This is a genomic window from Streptomyces sp. NPDC003016, assembly GCF_053591455.1.
Genome location: NZ_JBSFTV010000018.1, coordinates 1 through 15,924 on the forward strand (window position 1 = coordinate 1; position 15,924 = coordinate 15,924).

The following is a 15,924-nucleotide window of genomic DNA, read 5'->3' on the forward strand; positions in this document are numbered from 1 at the left end:
CCGCCGTGGCGGGCCATGCCGCCGTACGTGTCGATGATGATCTTGCGGCCGGTGAGGCCGGCGTCACCCATCGGGCCGCCGATCTCGAAGCGCCCGGTCGGGTTGACCAGCAGCCGGTAGCCCTCGGTGTCCAGCTTGATGCCGTCCTCGACAAGACCGTTCAGTACGTGCTCGACGACGAACTCACGGATGTCGGGAGCCAGCAGCGAGTCCAGGTCGATGTCGGAGGCGTGCTGCGAGGAGACCACGACCGTGTCGAGGCGGACCGCCTTGTCGCCGTCGTACTCGATGGTGACCTGGGTCTTGCCGTCGGGCCGCAGGTACGGGATCGTCCCGTTCTTGCGGACCTCGGACAGACGGCGCGACAGGCGGTGCGCGAGGTGGATCGGGAGCGGCATGAGCTCCGGGGTCTCGTCGCACGCGTATCCGAACATCAGGCCCTGGTCGCCCGCGCCCTGCTTGTCGAGCTCGTCCTCATCGCCCTCGACCCGGGTCTCGTAGGCCGTGTCGACACCTTGCGCGATGTCCGGGGACTGCGCGCCGATGGACACCGACACACCGCACGAGGCACCGTCGAAGCCCTTCTTCGAGGAGTCGTAGCCGATCTCGAGGATCTTGTTGCGCACCAGCGTGGGGATGTCCGCGTAGGCCTTGGTGGTCACCTCACCGGCGACGTGCACCAGGCCGGTGGTGATCAAGGTCTCCACGGCGACCCGGGAGGCCGGGTCCTCCCGCAGGAGCGCGTCGAGGATCGTGTCGCTGATCTGGTCAGCGATCTTGTCGGGGTGGCCCTCGGTCACGGACTCCGAGGTGAACAGACGGCGGGACACATCGCTCCCTGGGGTTGCAGCGGCTGCTGGCTGAGCATTGATGGAACGGTCCGGGAGCTGCGCCCGGCGTCGGTCCGCGACCAGTTTATCGGTCACTTCCGGTCGGCGGACCACGTGTCTCGCTTCGTGGGAGCCCTGTGACCAGCGGCACTGCGCTGCGCAGTACGGTCGTCACCCTCCATCACAGGGCAAAATACCGGATTCGCGAGGACATTTGCGGTGTTTTGGGATGCCCGGTGGAACAGGCCGAGAATTAACCGAGTCGACTTGTCACCACGTCCCAGACGGTGTCGGCGAGGGCTTCCTTGGGGCCGTACGGCACCGGGGTCTCGCCGCCGTCGATGTCCAGCACCACGGCTTCGTTCTCCTCGGAGCCGAACGTCTTGCGCTCCCCCACCTCATTGACGACCAGCAGGTCACAGCCCTTGCGGCGCAGCTTCTCCCGGCCGTTGGCGAGGACGTGGTCGGTCTCGGCGGCGAAGCCGACGACCACCTGCCCCGGCTTTCCGCGTTCCGCCGCGATCTCCGCGAGGACGTCGGGGTTGCGGACCAGCTCGACGGCGGCGGGCTCCTGGCCGTCCTTCTTCTTGATCTTCCCCGTGGAGTACGCCGCCGGACGGAAGTCGGCCACGGCGGCCGCCATCACCACCACGTCGGCGTCCGCCGCCGCCTTCAGCACGGCCTCGCGCAGCTGCACCGCCGTTCCGACGCGGACGACGTCGGCGCCCGCCGGATCCGGCAGACCGGTGTTGGCCTCCACGAGCGTGACCCGCGCGCCGCGCGCGACGGCGGTACGGGCCAGGGCGTACCCCTGCTTGCCCGAGGACCGGTTCCCCAGGTAGCGGACCGGGTCGAGCGGCTCGCGCGTACCGCCCGCGCTGATCACGACGTGACGACCGGCGAGGTCGGGCGCGGTCGCGCCGCGCGCGAGCACCCGGCGGCAGACCTCGAAGATCTCGTCCGGGTCGGGCAGCCGGCCCTTGCCCGTGTCCACGCCGGTCAGCCGGCCCACCGCGGGCTCGATGACGACCGCGCCGCGCCGGCGCAGCGTCGCGACGTTCTCCCGGGTGGCCGGGTGCTCCCACATCTCCGTGTGCATCGCGGGCGCGAAGACCACCGGACACCGGGCGGTGAGGAGGGTGTTCGTGAGGAGGTCGTCGGCGAGCCCGTGGGCCGCCCTGGCCAGCATGTCGGCGGTGGCGGGGGCGACCACGACCAGATCGGCGGACTGCCCGATCCGTACGTGCGGCACCTCGTGCACCGACTCCCAGACCTCGGCCGAGACCGGGTTGCCGGAGAGCGCCGACCAGGTGGCGGCGCCGACGAAGTGGAGGGACGCCTCGGTCGGCACGACCCGCACGTCGTGGCCGGATTCGGTCAGCCGCCGCAACAGCTCGCACGCCTTGTACGCGGCGATGCCTCCGCTGACTCCCAGCACGACCTTCGGCCTGGTGGCCTTGTCGTCCGCCTTGCCGTCCGCCTGGTCCACTGCGTCTCCCCGCTCGCTCCGGAATTTACGTCCCTATGACACACCACAGGCCCGGCAGTCGCGCTGCCGGGCCTGTGACGAAAAAGATTCCTGCGCCTGCTGACTACTGCGCCGGGCCCTCAATGGCCTCGGAGGTCAGCAGACCCGCGTTGATCTCGCGCAGGGCGATCGAGAGCGGCTTCTCGTGGACGTGAGTGTCCACCAGAGGACCGACGTACTCGAGCAGACCCTCACCGAGCTGCGAGTAGTACGCGTTGATCTGACGCGCGCGCTTCGCCGCGTAGATCACGAGGCTGTACTTCGAGTCAGTAGCCTCGAGCAGCTCGTCGATCGGCGGGTTGATGATGCCCTCGGGCGTGGAAATGGAAGAGGACACGCTCTACCTTCCGATAAGTGAACAGAGATCAAGCAACTTCCATCAAGGCTAGCAGCTCACGCGCTACATCCTCGACGGAGGTGTTGACAAGGGTGGTGTCGAACTCCGCCTCCGCGGCGAGTTCGATCTTCGCGGCCTCGAGGCGGCGCTCGATGACATCGGGCGCCTCCGTGCCGCGGCCGGTCAGCCTGCGGACCAGCTCGTCCCAGCTGGGCGGGGCCAGGAAGACCAGTTGGGCCTCCGGCATCGACTCACGGACCAGCCGCGCGCCCTGGAGATCGATCTCCAGGAGCACGGGCTCGCCCGCTTCGAGCCGCTCGGACACGGCACGCCGGGGCGTGCCGTAGCGATTGCCGGCGAACTCGGCCCATTCCAGCAGCTCACCGTTGGCGACGAGCTTGTCGAACTCCTCGTCGCTCACGAAGAAGTACTGGATGCCGTGGCGCTCGCCGGGTCGCGGCTTGCGTGTGGTGGCCGACACCGAGAGCCATACCTCGGGGTGGACCTTGCGCATATGGGCGACGACCGTGCTCTTGCCGACCCCGGAGGGGCCGGAGAGCACGGTCAGCCGCGGACGTACGTCCGGGGGCACGGGGGTCGTCCCCCGGGATGTTGCAGCCATGGATGCGATTATCCAGGTTCTCGGGGGTGCCCGAGAACGTCAGGCGGAGCCGCCGCCGAACTCGCGCTCCAAAGAGGCGATCTGGTTGGAGCCGAGACCGCGCACACGACGGCTCTCGGAGATGCCGAGCCGCTCCATGATCTGCTTGGCCCGGACCTTGCCCACGCCCGGCAGAGACTCGAGAAGGGCGGAGACCTTCATCTTGCCGACGACGTCATTCTCCTGTCCCTGCTTGATGACCTCGTGGAGCGAGGCGCCGGAGTGCTTGAGTCGATTCTTGACCTCGGCCCGCTCCCGGCGAGCCGCGGCGGCCTTTTCGAGCGCGGCTGCGCGCTGTTCAGGGGTAAGGGGCGGAAGAGCCACGCCTACGTCACCTCGGATGTCGAACTGTCGGATACGGACCGGTGAGGAAGCTGGTCGCTCCACACCAGGCGAACAACGAACAGCGGGTCGCGAACGACAAGCTGCACGTTTGCTCTCGACGGAGACTAGCGGCCTGGGCCGCTCCAGTCAGCGAGTAGCGACGAAAAGTCCTGGTCAGCCTCGGTCGAGTACGGCATAACAGACATAACACCCTGGTTTTGGGTCAGGATTCCGTCAACATGGACCGTCCGCATGACGGAAGCCGTCGCGCGGGCGGGGTGTCGGCGCCGTGCGGGCGTCCCGTCACGCCCCCGAGACCGCCACCCTGACCTCGTCGGCGAAGCGCGAAGCGGACTCTCGCAGTCCGGAAACATCCGGACCGAAGCGGAGCACACCACGGCTCACACTCGGTACGACGTTGCCGACGGCCGCCCCGAAGACGCCCGGCAGGTCCGCAGGCGTCGCGCCCTGCGCGCCGATGCCCGGAGCCAGCAGCGGACCGTTGATGGCGAGATCCGCTCCCGCGTCGCCGAGCGTCGCGCCGACCACCGCGCCGACCGACCCGAGCGGCTCGGCGCCCTCGTTCTCGGCCGCCATGTGGTCGAGCATCAGCTGCGCGAGCGACCGGCCGTCGGCGGTGGTGGCCCGCTGGACCTCGGCGCCCTCCGGGTTCGACGTCAGGGCGAGCACGAACACGCCCGCCCCGCCGGCCCTGGCCGCGTCCAGCGCCGGACGCAGCGATTCGAAGCCGAGGTACGGCGAGACCGTGACGGCGTCCGAGAAGAGCGGCGAGTCCTTGTCCAGGTACGTCGCGGCGTACGCGCCCATGGTCGAACCGATGTCGCCGCGCTTGGCGTCCATCAGCACCAGCGCGCCGGCCGCCCTGGCCTCCTCGACCGCCTTCTCCAGTACGGCGATGCCGCGCGAGCCGAAGCGCTCGAAGAACGCCGACTGCGGCTTGAGTACGGCGACCCGGTCGGCCAGGGCCTCGACGACCGTGCGGGTGAAGGTCTCCAGGCCGCGGATGTCGTCGTTCAGGCCCCAGGAGCTCAGCAGCGAGGCGTGCGGGTCGATGCCGACGCAGAGCGGGCCGCGGGTGTCCATGGCGTGGCGCAGGCGGGCGCCGAAGGGGGCGAGGGTCACTTGGAGGTCTCCCGGGTCTCGGCGCCGACGGCGTCGGCGAGCGTGGCGTACGGGCTGGCCGCGAGGCGGGCCGCCAGGCCCCGGTGGATCGCGCGGCCCCAGAACGGACCCTCGTAGATGAACGCGCTGTAGCCCTGCACGAGCGTGGCGCCCGCGAGGATGCGCTCCCAGGCGTCGTCGGCGTTCTGGATGCCTCCGACGCCGACCAGGGTGATCCGGTCGCCCACGCGCGCGTACAGGCGGCGCAGGACCTCCAGGGAGCGGGCCTTGACGGGCGCTCCGGACAGTCCGCCGGTCTCCTTGACGAGGGCCGGGTCGGACTTCAGACCGAGGCCCTCGCGGGCGATGGTGGTGTTGGTGGCGATGATGCCGTCCAGGCCGAGCTCCAGCGCCAGGTCGGCGACGGCGTCGACGTCCTCGTCGGCCAGGTCGGGCGCGATCTTGACGAGGAGGGGGACGCGGCGGCCGGTGACCGTACGGTCGGCCGCCTCGCGTACGGCGGTCAGCAGCGGGCGCAGCGACTCGGTGGCCTGGAGGTTGCGCAGCCCCGGGGTGTTCGGGGAGGAGACATTCACCACCAGGTAGTCGGCGTGGGCGGCGAGGCGCTCGGTGGAGGTGACGTAGTCGGCGACGGCCTCCTCCTCCGGCACGACCTTGGTCTTGCCGATGTTGACGCCGACGACGGTCCTGAAGACGGGGTTGCGGGCCGCCAGGCGGGCCGCCACGGCTTCGGAGCCCTCGTTGTTGAACCCCATGCGGTTGATGAGCGCGCGGTCCTTCACCAGGCGGAAGAGGCGCTTCTTGGGGTTGCCGGGCTGCGGCTGGGCGGTGACCGTACCGATCTCGATGTGGTCGAAGCCGAGCATCGACATGCCGTCGATCGCGACGGCGTTCTTGTCGAAGCCGGCGGCGAGGCCGAACGGGCCGTGCATGCGCAGGCCGAGCGCCTCGGTGCGCAGCGCGGCGTGACGCGGCGCGAGGACGGCGGCGAGGAAGGTGCGCAGGACCGGGACGCGGGCCGCGAGGCGGATCCAGCGGAAGGCCGTGTAGTGGGCCCGCTCGGGGTCCATGCGCTTGAAGACGAGGTCGAAGAAGAGTCTGTACATGGGTGCTTTCCTCGGGACGGCCGGGAGGGCTGGGCTCATGAAGAGGGGGACACCGCATCCGGTGTCCCCCTCCTGTGCCGACTGCTAGACCTCGCGGGCCGCGGTCAGGTGCTGCGCGTGTTCCTGGAGGGAACGCACGCCCACGTCGCCGTGGGTCAGCGCGTCGATGCCCTGGACGGCGGCCGCGAGGGCCTGGACCGTCGTGAGGCAGGGGACGCTGCGGGCCACGGCGGCCGTACGGATTTCGTAGCCGTCGAGGCGGCCGCCGGTGCCGTACGGCGTGTTCACGATGAGGTCGACCTCGCCGTCGTGGATGAGCTGGACGATCGTCCGCTCGCCCTGCGGGCCCTGGCCCTCGCTCTGCTTGCGCACGACGGTGGCGTTGATGCCGTTGCGCTTGAGCACCTCGGCGGTGCCGGAGGTGGCGAGCAGCTCGAAGCCGTGGGCGACCAGCTCGCGCGCCGGGAAGATCATCGAGCGCTTGTCGCGGTTGGCGACCGAGATGAACGCGCGGCCCTTCGTCGGCAGCGGACCGTACGCGCCGGCCTGCGACTTGGCGTACGCCGTGCCGAAGACCGAGTCGATGCCCATGACCTCACCGGTGGAGCGCATCTCCGGGCCGAGGACGGTGTCCACGCCGCGGCCCTGGATGTCGCGGAAGCGGCTCCACGGCATCACGGCCTCCTTGACGGAGATCGGCGCGTCGAGCGGCAGCGTGCCGCCGTCGCCGGTCTTCGGCAGCATGCCCTCCGCGCGCAGCTCGGCGACGGTCGCGCCCAGCGAGATGCGGGCGGCGGCCTTCGCGAGCGGCACCGCGGTCGCCTTCGAGGTGAAGGGGACGGTGCGCGAGGCGCGCGGGTTGGCTTCCAGGACGTAGAGGATGTCGCCGGCCATCGCGAACTGGATGTTGATCAGTCCGCGTACGCCGACGCCCTTGGCGATGGCCTCGGTGGAGATCCGCAGCCGCTTGATGTCGAAGCCGCCGAGGGTGATCGGGGGCAGCGCGCAGGCGGAGTCGCCGGAGTGGATGCCGGCCTCCTCGATGTGCTCCATGACGCCGCCGAGGTAGAGCTCGGTGCCGTCGTAGAGCGCGTCGACATCGATCTCGATCGCGTCGTCGAGGAAGCGGTCGACCAGGACCGGCCGGGTGGGGCTGATCTCGGTGGACTCGGCGATGTACGAGGCCAGGCGGGTCTCGTCGTACACGATCTCCATGCCGCGTCCGCCGAGCACGTACGACGGGCGTACGAGGACCGGGTAGCCGATCTCGTCGGCGATGGCCTTGGCCTCGTCGAAGGTGGTCGCGGTGCCGTGCTTGGGGGCGGGCAGTCCGGCCTCGGCGAGGACGCGGCCGAACGCGCCGCGGTCCTCGGCGGCGTGGATGGCCTCCGGCGGGGTGCCGACTACGGGTACGCCGTTGTCCTTGAGCGCCTGGGCGAGGCCCAGCGGGGTCTGGCCGCCGAGCTGGACGATGACGCCCGCGACCGGGCCCGCGAGGGTCTCGGCGTGGACGATCTCCAGCACGTCCTCGAGCGTGAGGGGCTCGAAGTACAGGCGGTCGGAGGTGTCGTAGTCGGTGGAGACGGTCTCCGGGTTGCAGTTGACCATCACGGTCTCGTAGCCCGCGTCGCTGAGCGCGAAGGAGGCGTGGACGCAGGAGTAGTCGAACTCGATGCCCTGGCCGATGCGGTTCGGGCCGGAGCCGAGGATGATCACCGCGGGCTTCTCGCGGGGCGCGACCTCGGACTCCTCGTCGTACGAGGAGTAGAAGTACGGCGTCTTCGCGGCGAACTCGGCGGCGCAGGTGTCGACGGTCTTGTAGACCGGGCGTACTCCGAGCGCGTGCCGGACCTCGCGTACGACGTCCTCGCGCAGCCCGCGGATCTCGGCGATCTGGACGTCGGAGAAACCGTGCCGCTTCGCTTCGGCGAGCAGCACGGGGTCGAGCTTGTCGGCGGCGGCGAGCTCGTCCGCGTACTCCTTGATCAGGAACATCTGGTCGACGAACCACGGGTCGATCTTCGTGGCGTCGAAGACCTCCTCGGGGGTGGCGCCGGCCCGGATGGCCTGCATGACGGTGTTGATGCGGCCGTCGGTGGGGACCTTGGCGATCTCCAGGAGGCCGGCCTTGTCGCCCGGGTCGCCGGTGAAGGCGAACTGGCTGCCCTTCTTCTCCAGCGAGCGCAGGGCCTTCTGGAGCGCCTCGGTGAAGTTGCGGCCGATGGCCATGGCCTCGCCCACCGACTTCATGGTGGTGGTGAGGGTGGCGTCGGCGAGCGGGAACTTCTCGAAGGCGAAGCGGGGCACCTTGACGACGACGTAGTCGAGCGTGGGCTCGAAGGACGCCGGGGTCTTCTCGGTGATGTCGTTCGGGATCTCGTCCAGCGTGTAGCCGACGGCGAGACGGGCGGCGATCTTGGCGATCGGGAAGCCGGTCGCCTTGGAGGCGAGCGCCGAGGAGCGCGAGACGCGCGGGTTCATCTCGATGACGATGATGCGGCCGTCGTCGGGGTTGACGGCGAACTGGATGTTGCAGCCGCCGGTGTCGACGCCGACCTCGCGGATGATCGCGATGCCGACGTCGCGCAGCCGCTGGTACTCGCGGTCGGTCAGCGTCATCGCGGGGGCCACGGTGATCGAGTCACCGGTGTGCACACCCATCGGGTCGAAGTTCTCGATGGAGCAGACGACCACGACGTTGTCGTTCTTGTCGCGCATCAGCTCCAGCTCGTACTCCTTCCAGCCGAGGATGGACTCCTCCAGGAGCACCTCGGTGGTCGGCGAGAGGGTGAGGCCCTGCCCGGCGATGCGGCGCAACTCGTCCTCGTTGTGCGCGAAGCCGGAGCCGGCGCCGCCCATGGTGAAGGAGGGGCGTACGACGACGGGGTAGCCGCCGAGCGTGTCGACGCCCGCGAGGACGTCGTCCATGGAGTGGCAGATGACCGAGCGGGCGGACTCGCCGTAACCGATCTTGGCCTTGACGGCCTCGACGACGCCCTTGAACAGGTCGCGGTCCTCGCCCTTGTGGATGGCCTCGACGTTGGCGCCGATCAGTTCGACGCCGTACTTCTCCAGCACACCCTGCTCGTGCATGGAGATCGCGGTGTTGAGCGCGGTCTGGCCGCCCAGGGTCGGCAGCAGCGCGTCGGGGCGCTCCTTGGCGATGATCTTCTCGACGAACTCCGGGGTGATCGGCTCGACGTACGTGGCGTCGGCGATCTCCGGGTCGGTCATGATCGTCGCCGGGTTGGAGTTGACCAGGATGACGCGCAGGCCCTCGGCCTTGAGGACGCGGCAGGCCTGCGTGCCGGAGTAGTCGAACTCCGCGGCCTGGCCGATGACGATCGGACCGGAGCCGATGACCAGGACGGACTGGATATCGGTGCGCTTAGGCACGCTGGCCCTCCATGAGCTGTACGAAGCGGTCGAACAGGTACGCGGCGTCGTGCGGGCCCGCGGCCGCCTCGGGGTGGTACTGGACGCTGAAGGCCGGCTGGTCGAGCAGCTGGAGGCCCTCGACCACGTCGTCGTTCAGGCAGACGTGGGACACCTCGGCGCGCCCGTACGGGGTCTCGGAGACCTTGTCGAGCGGGGCGTCGACGGCGAAGCCGTGGTTGTGCGCGGTGACCTCGACCTTGCCGGTCGTGCGGTCCTGCACGGGCTGGTTGATGCCGCGGTGGCCGTACTTCAGCTTGTACGTGCCGAAGCCGAGCGCGCGGCCCAGGATCTGGTTGCCGAAGCAGATGCCGAAGAGCGGCGTCCTGCGCGCGAGGACGTCCTTGATGACGGTGAGGTCGACCGTGGACGGGTCACCGGGGCCGTTGGAGAGGAACACCCCGTCGGGGGCGACGGCGTACACGTCCTCGGCCGTGGCGGTGGCCGGCAGGACGTGCACCTCGATGCCGCGCTCGGCCATGCGGTGCGGGGTCATGCCCTTGATGCCGAGGTCGATCGCGGCGACGGTGAACTTCTTCTCACCGATCGCGGGGACGACGTACGGCTCTTCGGTGGCGACCTCGGCGGCGAGCGCGGCGCCCACCATCTGGGGTGCTTCCTTCACGCGGGCGAGCAGCGTCTCCTCGTCGGCGAGGGCGTCGCCGGAGAAGATGCCGACGCGCATCGCGCCGCGCTCGCGCAGGTGGCGGGTGAGCGCGCGGGTGTCGATGGAGCTGATGCCCACGATGCCCTGGTCGACGAGCTGCTCGTCGAGGGAGCGGCTGGAGCGCCAGTTGGAGGGGACGCGGGCGGGGTCGCGCACGACGTACCCGGCGACCCAGATCTTCTTCGACTCGTCGTCCTCGTCGTTCACGCCGGTGTTGCCGACGTGCGGAGCCGTCATCACGACGACCTGACGGTGGTACGAGGGGTCGGTGAGGGTCTCCTGGTAGCCGGTCATGCCGGTGTTGAACACCGCCTCGCCGAAGGTCTCCCCCACGGCCCCGTAGGCGCGGCCGCGGAACGTGCGGCCGTCCTCCAGGACGAGTACGGCGGGAGCCTTGGCGGCTCCCCGGGTGGAGAGGGTCATCGTGCGGTGCCTTCCGTCGAAATGCGTGTCATGGAGTTGATGGCCTCGACCCAGGCCGTGTGTTCGGCCGCGCGGTCGGAGCGGAAGCCGGAGTCGATCTGCTTCTCGCCGTGTTGCCAGGTGACGACCAGCAGGCCGCCCTCGGCGAGGACCTTGCCGGCGATGCCCTTGTCGAGCCTGGCCTCGCGCAGCGCCGCCGCGGGGACGAAGAAGTCGGCCGCCCCGGGGCGTACGACCTCCAGGCCCGCGTCGGTGAGCGTCAGCTCGGCCCTGCTGCGCGTACCGAGACCGTGGGCCACGATCCGGTCGAGCCACTGCCCGGCGGTCGTCGAGCCGTGGTAGCGGCCGCTCATGCTCAGCTTCGCCTCGCCGAGGGCCCGGGGCGCGGCGGGCAGCTCGGGCAGATCCGACTGGAGGACGGCGCGCCACTTCCAGCCCTGGCGCATCAGCCAGTACATGAGCACGACGAAGAGCAGCAGCCCGACGACCCAGCCGACGCGGGCGGCCACGTCGGTCACTTCGGCGGACTTCCGCTCCGCGGCGGCGGCCTCGGCGGCCAGATGGATGAAAGGTGTCACGCCAGATTCCCGTCGACGACCGTTGCGCGGCCCCGCAGCCAGGTGTGGGTGACGCGTCCCGGCAGCTCACGGCCCTCGTAGGGGGTGTTGCGGCTGCGGGAGGCGAAGCCCGAGGGGTCCACTGCTCCACGGTAAGCCGGATCGACCAGCGTGAGGTTGGCGGGCTCGCCTGCCGAGACGGGACGGCCGTGGCCCTCCAGCCGGCCGATGGCCGCCGGGCGGAAGGACATGCGGTCGGCGACGCCCGCCCAGTCCAGCAGGCCGGTGTCGACCATCGTCTGCTGGACGACGGACAGGGCGGTCTCCAGACCGACCATGCCCATGGCCGCCGCGGCCCACTCGCAGTCCTTGTCCTCGTGCGGGTGCGGGGCGTGGTCGGTGGCGACGCAGTCGATGGTGCCGTCGGCGAGCGCCTCGCGCAGGGCGGTGACGTCGGCCTCGGTGCGCAGCGGCGGGTTCACCTTGTAGACGGGGTTGTACGTACGGACCAGCTCGTCCGTGAGCAGCAGGTGGTGCGGGGTGACCTCGGCGGTGACGTTCCAGCCCTTGGACTTGGCCCAGCGGACGATCTCCACCGAGCCGGCCGTGGACAGGTGGCAGATGTGCACGCGCGAGCCGACGTGGGCGGCGAGGAGGACGTCGCGGGCGATGATCGACTCCTCGGCGACGGCCGGCCAGCCGCCGAGTCCCAGCTCGGAGGAGACGATGCCCTCGTTCATCTGGGCGCCCTCGGTGAGGCGGGGCTCCTGGGCGTGCTGGGCGACGACGCCGTCGAACGCCTTCACGTACTCCAGCGCGCGGCGCATGATCACGGCGTCGTCGACGCACTTGCCGTCGTCGGAGAAGACCTTCACGCCCGCGGCGGAGTCGTGCATGGCGCCGAGCTCGGCGAGCTGCTTGCCCTCCAGGCCGACGGTGACGGCGCCGACGGGCTGCACGTCGCAGTAGCCGGACTCCTTGCCGAGGCGCCAGACCTGCTCGACGACGCCGGCGGTGTCGGCGACCGGGAAGGTGTTCGCCATGGCGTGGACGGCGGTGAAGCCGCCGACCGCGGCGGCCTTCGTACCGGTCAGGACGGTCTCGGAGTCCTCGCGGCCGGGCTCGCGCAGGTGGGTGTGCAGGTCGACGAGGCCGGGCAGCAGGACCTTGCCCTCGGCCTCCACGACGGTCGCGCCCTCGGCGCTCAGGCCGGTGCCGACCGCCTCGATGGTCTCGCCGTCGATCAGGACGTCCTGCGGCTCGCCGCCCAGCACCCTCGCACCGCGGAGCAGAATCTTCGTCGTCTCACTCATGGTTACTTGCTCTCCTCGGTGCGCGCGGGGGTGGGGCTGATGGCGGACTCGTTGCCGCCCAGAAGCAGGTACAGGACGGCCATCCGGGTCGAGACGCCGTTGGCGACCTGCTCGACGGCCGTGCAGCGGGCGGAGTCCGCGACCTGCGCGGTGATCTCCATGCCCCGGTTCATCGGGCCGGGGTGCATGACGATGGCGTGCTCGGGCATCCGGGCCATCCGGTCGCCGTCCAGGCCGTAGCGGCGCGAGTACTCGCGCTCGGTCGGGAAGAAGGCGGCGTTCATCCGTTCGCGCTGCACACGCAGCATCATCACCGCGTCGGACTTCGGCAGCACCTTGTCGAGGTCGTACGAGACCTCGCAGGGCCACTGCTCGACGCCGATCGGGACCAGCGTGGGCGGCGCGACGAGCGTCACCTCGGCGCCGAGGGTGTGCAGCAGGTGGACGTTGGAGCGGGCGACCCGGCTGTGCAGTACGTCGCCGACGATCGTGATCCGGCGGCCGTCGAGGTCACGCCCGATGCCGGCGTCGGCCCCGACGAGCCTGCGGCGCATCGTGAAGGCGTCGAGCAGCGCCTGGGTGGGGTGCTCGTGCGTACCGTCGCCCGCGTTGACGACCGCGCCGTCGATCCAGCCGGAGGTCGCGAGGCGGTAAGGGGCGCCGGAGGCGCCGTGCCGGATGACGACGGCGTCGGCGCCCATCGCCTCCAGGGTGAGCGCGGTGTCTTTGAGCGACTCGCCCTTGGAGACGGACGAGCCCTTCGCGGAGAAGTTGATGACGTCGGCGGAGAGGCGCTTGGCGGCGGCCTCGAAGGAGATGCGGGTGCGGGTCGAGTCCTCGAAGAAGAGGTTGACGACCGTACGTCCGCGCAGGGTCGGCAGCTTCTTGATCGGCCGGTCCGCGACGCGGGCCATCTCCTCGGCGGTGTCGAGGATCAGTACGGCGTCGTCGCGGGTGAGGTCGGCGGCCGAGATGAGGTGACGCTTCATCTGGTGCTCCGTGGTTCGTGAGGGGCGCGTGTGTGGAGGCGGGCAGGAGGGCAGGCCGGCGCGCGGACCCGGCGCGCGGGTCCGTACGGGTGGGCGCTACTGCTCGCCGGCCGGAGCGGTCTGGCGGAGACCGAGCAGCACGGCGTCGCGGCCGTCCTCCTCGGAGAGCTGGACCTTGACCGCCTCCCGCAACGACGTGGGGAGGTTCTTGCCGACGTAGTCGGCGCGGATCGGCAGTTCGCGGTGGCCGCGGTCGACGAGGACCGCGAGCTGTACGGCGCGGGGGCGGCCGATGTCGCCCAGGGCGTCCAGCGCGGCCCGGATCGTACGGCCGGAGAACAGCACGTCGTCGACGAGGACGACGAGCCGGCCCTCGATGCCGTCACCGGGGATCTCCGTACGCGCGAGGGCACGCGCGGGGCGCATGCGCAGGTCGTCGCGGTACATGGTGATGTCGAGGGAGCCGACCGGGATCGTGCGGCCGGTGATCTGTTCGAGCCTGGCGGCCAGCCTGCGGGCCAGGAAGACGCCGCGGGTGGGAATGCCGAGGAGCACCACGTCGTCGGCGCCCTTGGCGCGCTCGACGATCTCGTGGGCGATGCGGGTCAGTACCCGCTCGATGTCAGGGCCCTCGAGTACAGGGCGCGGAGCATCGGAATTCACCGTGTCCATTGGAAACGGACCTCCTTCTCCGCCTCACGGGACGGACCTTAAAGGACGTCGGAATTGCGCCACCCACGGTACCAGCAGTATTCGACCGGCCTTGCCGGACCCCCCGCGTAGGCGGTCTGGACCCATTCGGCTTGACGCACCCAAGTAACGCTGCGTAACCTCACAGTGAGTTACCAAGTGAGACCAGCCGCGCGGCGGAGCCGCACGTCGTCACAGCGTCCGGGGAGCCATATGTCCAGCGAATACGCAAAACAGCTCGGGGCCAAGCTCCGTGCCATCCGCACCCAGCAGGGCCTTTCTCTCCACGGTGTCGAGGAGAAGTCCCAGGGCCGCTGGAAGGCCGTCGTGGTCGGATCGTACGAGCGCGGCGACCGTGCCGTGACCGTGCAGCGCCTCGCCGAGCTGGCGGACTTCTACGGCGTCCCGGTGCAGGAGCTCCTGCCCGGTACGACGCCCGGCGGCGCCGCCGAGCCGCCGCCGAAGCTCCGCCTGGACCTGGAGCGCCTCGCCCACGTCCCGGCCGAGAAGGCCGGCCCGCTCCAGCGCTACGCCGCGACGATCCAGTCGCAGCGCGGCGACTACAACGGCAAGGTCCTGTCGATCCGCCAGGACGACCTGCGCACCCTGGCCGTCATCTACGACCAGTCGCCTTCTGTCCTGACCGAGCAGCTGATCAGCTGGGGCGTGCTCGACGCGGACGCGCGCCGTGCGGTCGCCCACGAGGACGCCTGAGGCCGGGCAGCGCCAGCAGAAACGTAACGCCGGGAACGGCGGAAGCTTTCAGGTTTCCGCCGTTCCCGGCGTTTTTCTCGCATGTCGAGCGGCGACCGCGACGAAAGGGCCCGCAGTACGCCCAGAAGCGTGCTGCGGGCCCTTTCGGCCGTTGAATAAATCCCGGCCCGGGAGAGACCGAGCCTATCCGCGACGCAGATTCGGCTTGAGGTCCTTGAAACGGCCGAGGAGGCCGTTCACGAAGGACGGGGACTCCTCCGTGGAGAACTCCTTGGCGAGTTGCACCGCCTCGTCGATCACCACCGCGTCGGGCGTCTCGTCCATCCACACCAGCTCGTACGTGCCGAGCCGCAGGATGTTCCGGTCGACGACCGGCATCCTGTCGATCTCCCAGTCGACCGCGTACGTCGCGATGAGGTCCTCGATGCGGTCCGCGTATACGGCGTACCCCTCGACGAGCTGCATCGTGTACTCGCTGACCGGCGGCTGGCGGGTGTCGGTCCTGGCGTGCCGCATCCAGTCCGCGAGGACCGTCTGCACGGGCTCGCCGCGCTGGTCGGCCTCGAAGAGGATCTGGAAGGCGCGCTTGCGCGCCGTGTTCCGGGCAGCCACGGTTAGCTGTTCACCCGGCCGAGGTAATCGCTCGTGCGGGTGTCGACCTTGATCTTCTCACCGGTGGTGATGAAGAGCGGGACCTGGATCTCGTGGCCGGTCTCCAGCTTCGCCGGCTTGGTGCCGCCGGTGGAGCGGTCGCCCTGGACGCCCGGGTCGGTGTGCTCGATGGTGAGCTCGACCGCGGCCGGGAGCTCGACGTAGAGCACCTCGCCCTCGTGCTGGGCGACGGAGGCGGTGAAGCCCTCGATCAGGAAGTTGGCGGCGTCGCCGACGGACTTGCGGTCGACCATGAGCTGGTCGTATGTGTCCATGTCCATGAAGACGAAGTACTCGCCGTCCATGTACGAGAACTGCATGTCACGGCGGTCAATGGTGGCCGTCTCGACCTTGACGCCGGCGTTGAAGGTCTTGTCGACGACCTTGCCGGACAGCACGTTCTTGAGCTTGGTGCGCACGAAGGCAGGGCCCTTGCCGGGCTTGACGTGCTGGAACTCGACGACGGACCAGAGCTGGCCCCCGTCGAGCTTGAGCACCATGCCGTTCTTGAGGTCGTTCGTGGAAGCCACGGTTGCGGAATCTCCTGGACTGAAGG

Annotated in this window: 16 protein-coding genes; 1 reads left to right on the plus strand and 15 read right to left on the minus strand. The window is 69.9% G+C overall.

Annotated elements, in window-relative coordinates; genetic code table 11:
• The 13 genes from metK to pyrR all read right to left on the minus strand — a co-directional run.
• Positions 1-830: methionine adenosyltransferase (gene metK, locus ACWDZ4_RS17170; protein WP_451509223.1), on the minus strand; the 830-nt coding region annotated here is incomplete at its 3' end.
• A gap of 253 nt (positions 831-1,083) precedes the next feature.
• On the minus strand, positions 1,084-2,319 hold the full coding sequence (gene coaBC / locus ACWDZ4_RS17175; RefSeq protein ID WP_451509224.1) for a bifunctional phosphopantothenoylcysteine decarboxylase/phosphopantothenate--cysteine ligase CoaBC: 1,236 nt from the start codon (positions 2,317-2,319) through the stop codon (positions 1,084-1,086).
• A gap of 103 nt (positions 2,320-2,422) precedes the next feature.
• The gene (rpoZ, locus tag ACWDZ4_RS17180) at positions 2,423-2,695 is read right to left on the minus strand and encodes a DNA-directed RNA polymerase subunit omega (protein WP_028814064.1); all 273 of its coding nucleotides are present in this window, start codon (positions 2,693-2,695) and stop codon (positions 2,423-2,425) included.
• 28 nt (positions 2,696-2,723) lie between these two features.
• On the minus strand, positions 2,724-3,317 hold the full coding sequence (gmk, locus tag ACWDZ4_RS17185; protein ID WP_451509225.1) for a guanylate kinase: 594 nt from the start codon (positions 3,315-3,317) through the stop codon (positions 2,724-2,726).
• Between the two features lie 39 nt (positions 3,318-3,356).
• The gene (locus ACWDZ4_RS17190; RefSeq protein ID WP_451509226.1) at positions 3,357-3,680 is read right to left on the minus strand and encodes an integration host factor; all 324 of its coding nucleotides are present in this window, start codon (positions 3,678-3,680) and stop codon (positions 3,357-3,359) included.
• Positions 3,681-3,983: 303 nt separating this feature from the next.
• Positions 3,984-4,823 (minus strand): orotidine-5'-phosphate decarboxylase, encoded by an 840-nt coding sequence (gene pyrF / locus ACWDZ4_RS17195; protein ID WP_451509227.1) that lies wholly within the window; start codon positions 4,821-4,823, stop codon positions 3,984-3,986.
• Positions 4,820-5,929, minus strand: a complete 1,110-nt coding sequence (locus ACWDZ4_RS17200) for a quinone-dependent dihydroorotate dehydrogenase (protein WP_451509228.1) — start codon at positions 5,927-5,929, stop codon at positions 4,820-4,822. The genes pyrF and ACWDZ4_RS17200 overlap by 4 nt, the downstream gene beginning before the upstream one ends.
• 84 nt (positions 5,930-6,013) lie before the next feature.
• Positions 6,014-9,325, minus strand: a complete 3,312-nt coding sequence (gene carB, locus ACWDZ4_RS17205) for a carbamoyl-phosphate synthase large subunit (protein ID WP_451509229.1) — start codon at positions 9,323-9,325, stop codon at positions 6,014-6,016.
• Positions 9,318-10,454 (minus strand): glutamine-hydrolyzing carbamoyl-phosphate synthase small subunit, encoded by a 1,137-nt coding sequence (gene carA, locus ACWDZ4_RS17210; protein WP_451509230.1) that lies wholly within the window; start codon positions 10,452-10,454, stop codon positions 9,318-9,320. Before carA ends, carB begins: the two co-directional genes overlap by 8 nt.
• Positions 10,451-11,032, minus strand: coding sequence for a PH-like domain-containing protein (locus ACWDZ4_RS17215; RefSeq protein ID WP_451509231.1), 582 nt, complete (start codon positions 11,030-11,032; stop codon positions 10,451-10,453). The genes carA and ACWDZ4_RS17215 overlap by 4 nt, the downstream gene beginning before the upstream one ends.
• The gene (locus tag ACWDZ4_RS17220; RefSeq protein WP_451509232.1) at positions 11,029-12,324 is read right to left on the minus strand and encodes a dihydroorotase; all 1,296 of its coding nucleotides are present in this window, start codon (positions 12,322-12,324) and stop codon (positions 11,029-11,031) included. Before ACWDZ4_RS17220 ends, ACWDZ4_RS17215 begins: the two co-directional genes overlap by 4 nt.
• Positions 12,325-12,326: 2 nt before the next feature.
• Positions 12,327-13,313 carry an aspartate carbamoyltransferase catalytic subunit gene (locus ACWDZ4_RS17225; RefSeq protein WP_451509233.1) on the minus strand — a complete coding sequence of 329 codons (987 nt, stop codon included), beginning with the start codon at positions 13,311-13,313 and terminating at the stop codon, positions 12,327-12,329.
• A gap of 96 nt (positions 13,314-13,409) precedes the next feature.
• Complete coding sequence (pyrR, locus tag ACWDZ4_RS17230; protein WP_451509234.1) at positions 13,410-13,985, minus strand: bifunctional pyr operon transcriptional regulator/uracil phosphoribosyltransferase PyrR; 576 nt, start codon at positions 13,983-13,985, stop codon at positions 13,410-13,412.
• Positions 13,986-14,216: 231 nt separating this feature from the next.
• On the opposite strand from pyrR, the gene bldD reads away from it, so the two are divergent.
• Positions 14,217-14,717 (plus strand): transcriptional regulator BldD, encoded by a 501-nt coding sequence (gene bldD / locus ACWDZ4_RS17235; protein ID WP_093801867.1) that lies wholly within the window; start codon positions 14,217-14,219, stop codon positions 14,715-14,717.
• A gap of 183 nt (positions 14,718-14,900) precedes the next feature.
• Here bldD and nusB read toward each other — a convergent pair whose 3' ends face one another.
• A complete protein-coding gene (gene nusB / locus ACWDZ4_RS17240; protein ID WP_451509235.1) occupies positions 14,901-15,329 on the minus strand; it encodes a transcription antitermination factor NusB in 429 nt (142 codons plus the stop codon).
• Positions 15,330-15,331: 2 nt separating this feature from the next.
• Positions 15,332-15,898, minus strand: a complete 567-nt coding sequence (gene efp, locus ACWDZ4_RS17245; RefSeq protein ID WP_344489755.1) for an elongation factor P — start codon at positions 15,896-15,898, stop codon at positions 15,332-15,334.
• Positions 15,899-15,924 lie beyond the last annotated feature (26 nt).

What these genes read in the sequence shown, in the direction of transcription:
- ACWDZ4_RS17200 (WP_451509228.1), bottom strand. Translation starts at nt 5,929, where the DNA reads ATGTACAGACTCTTCTTCGACCTCGTCTTCAAGCGCATGGACCCCGAG.
- ACWDZ4_RS17225 (WP_451509233.1), bottom strand. Translation starts at nt 13,313, where the DNA reads ATGAAGCGTCACCTCATCTCGGCCGCCGACCTCACCCGCGACGACGCC.
- ACWDZ4_RS17220 (WP_451509232.1), bottom strand. Translation starts at nt 12,324, where the DNA reads ATGAGTGAGACGACGAAGATTCTGCTCCGCGGTGCGAGGGTGCTGGGC.
- pyrR (WP_451509234.1), bottom strand. Translation starts at nt 13,985, where the DNA reads ATGGACACGGTGAATTCCGATGCTCCGCGCCCTGTACTCGAGGGCCCT.
- carA (WP_451509230.1), bottom strand. Translation starts at nt 10,454, where the DNA reads ATGACCCTCTCCACCCGGGGAGCCGCCAAGGCTCCCGCCGTACTCGTC.
- gmk (WP_451509225.1), bottom strand. Translation starts at nt 3,317, where the DNA reads ATGGCTGCAACATCCCGGGGGACGACCCCCGTGCCCCCGGACGTACGT.
- bldD (WP_093801867.1), top strand. Translation starts at nt 14,217, where the DNA reads ATGTCCAGCGAATACGCAAAACAGCTCGGGGCCAAGCTCCGTGCCATC.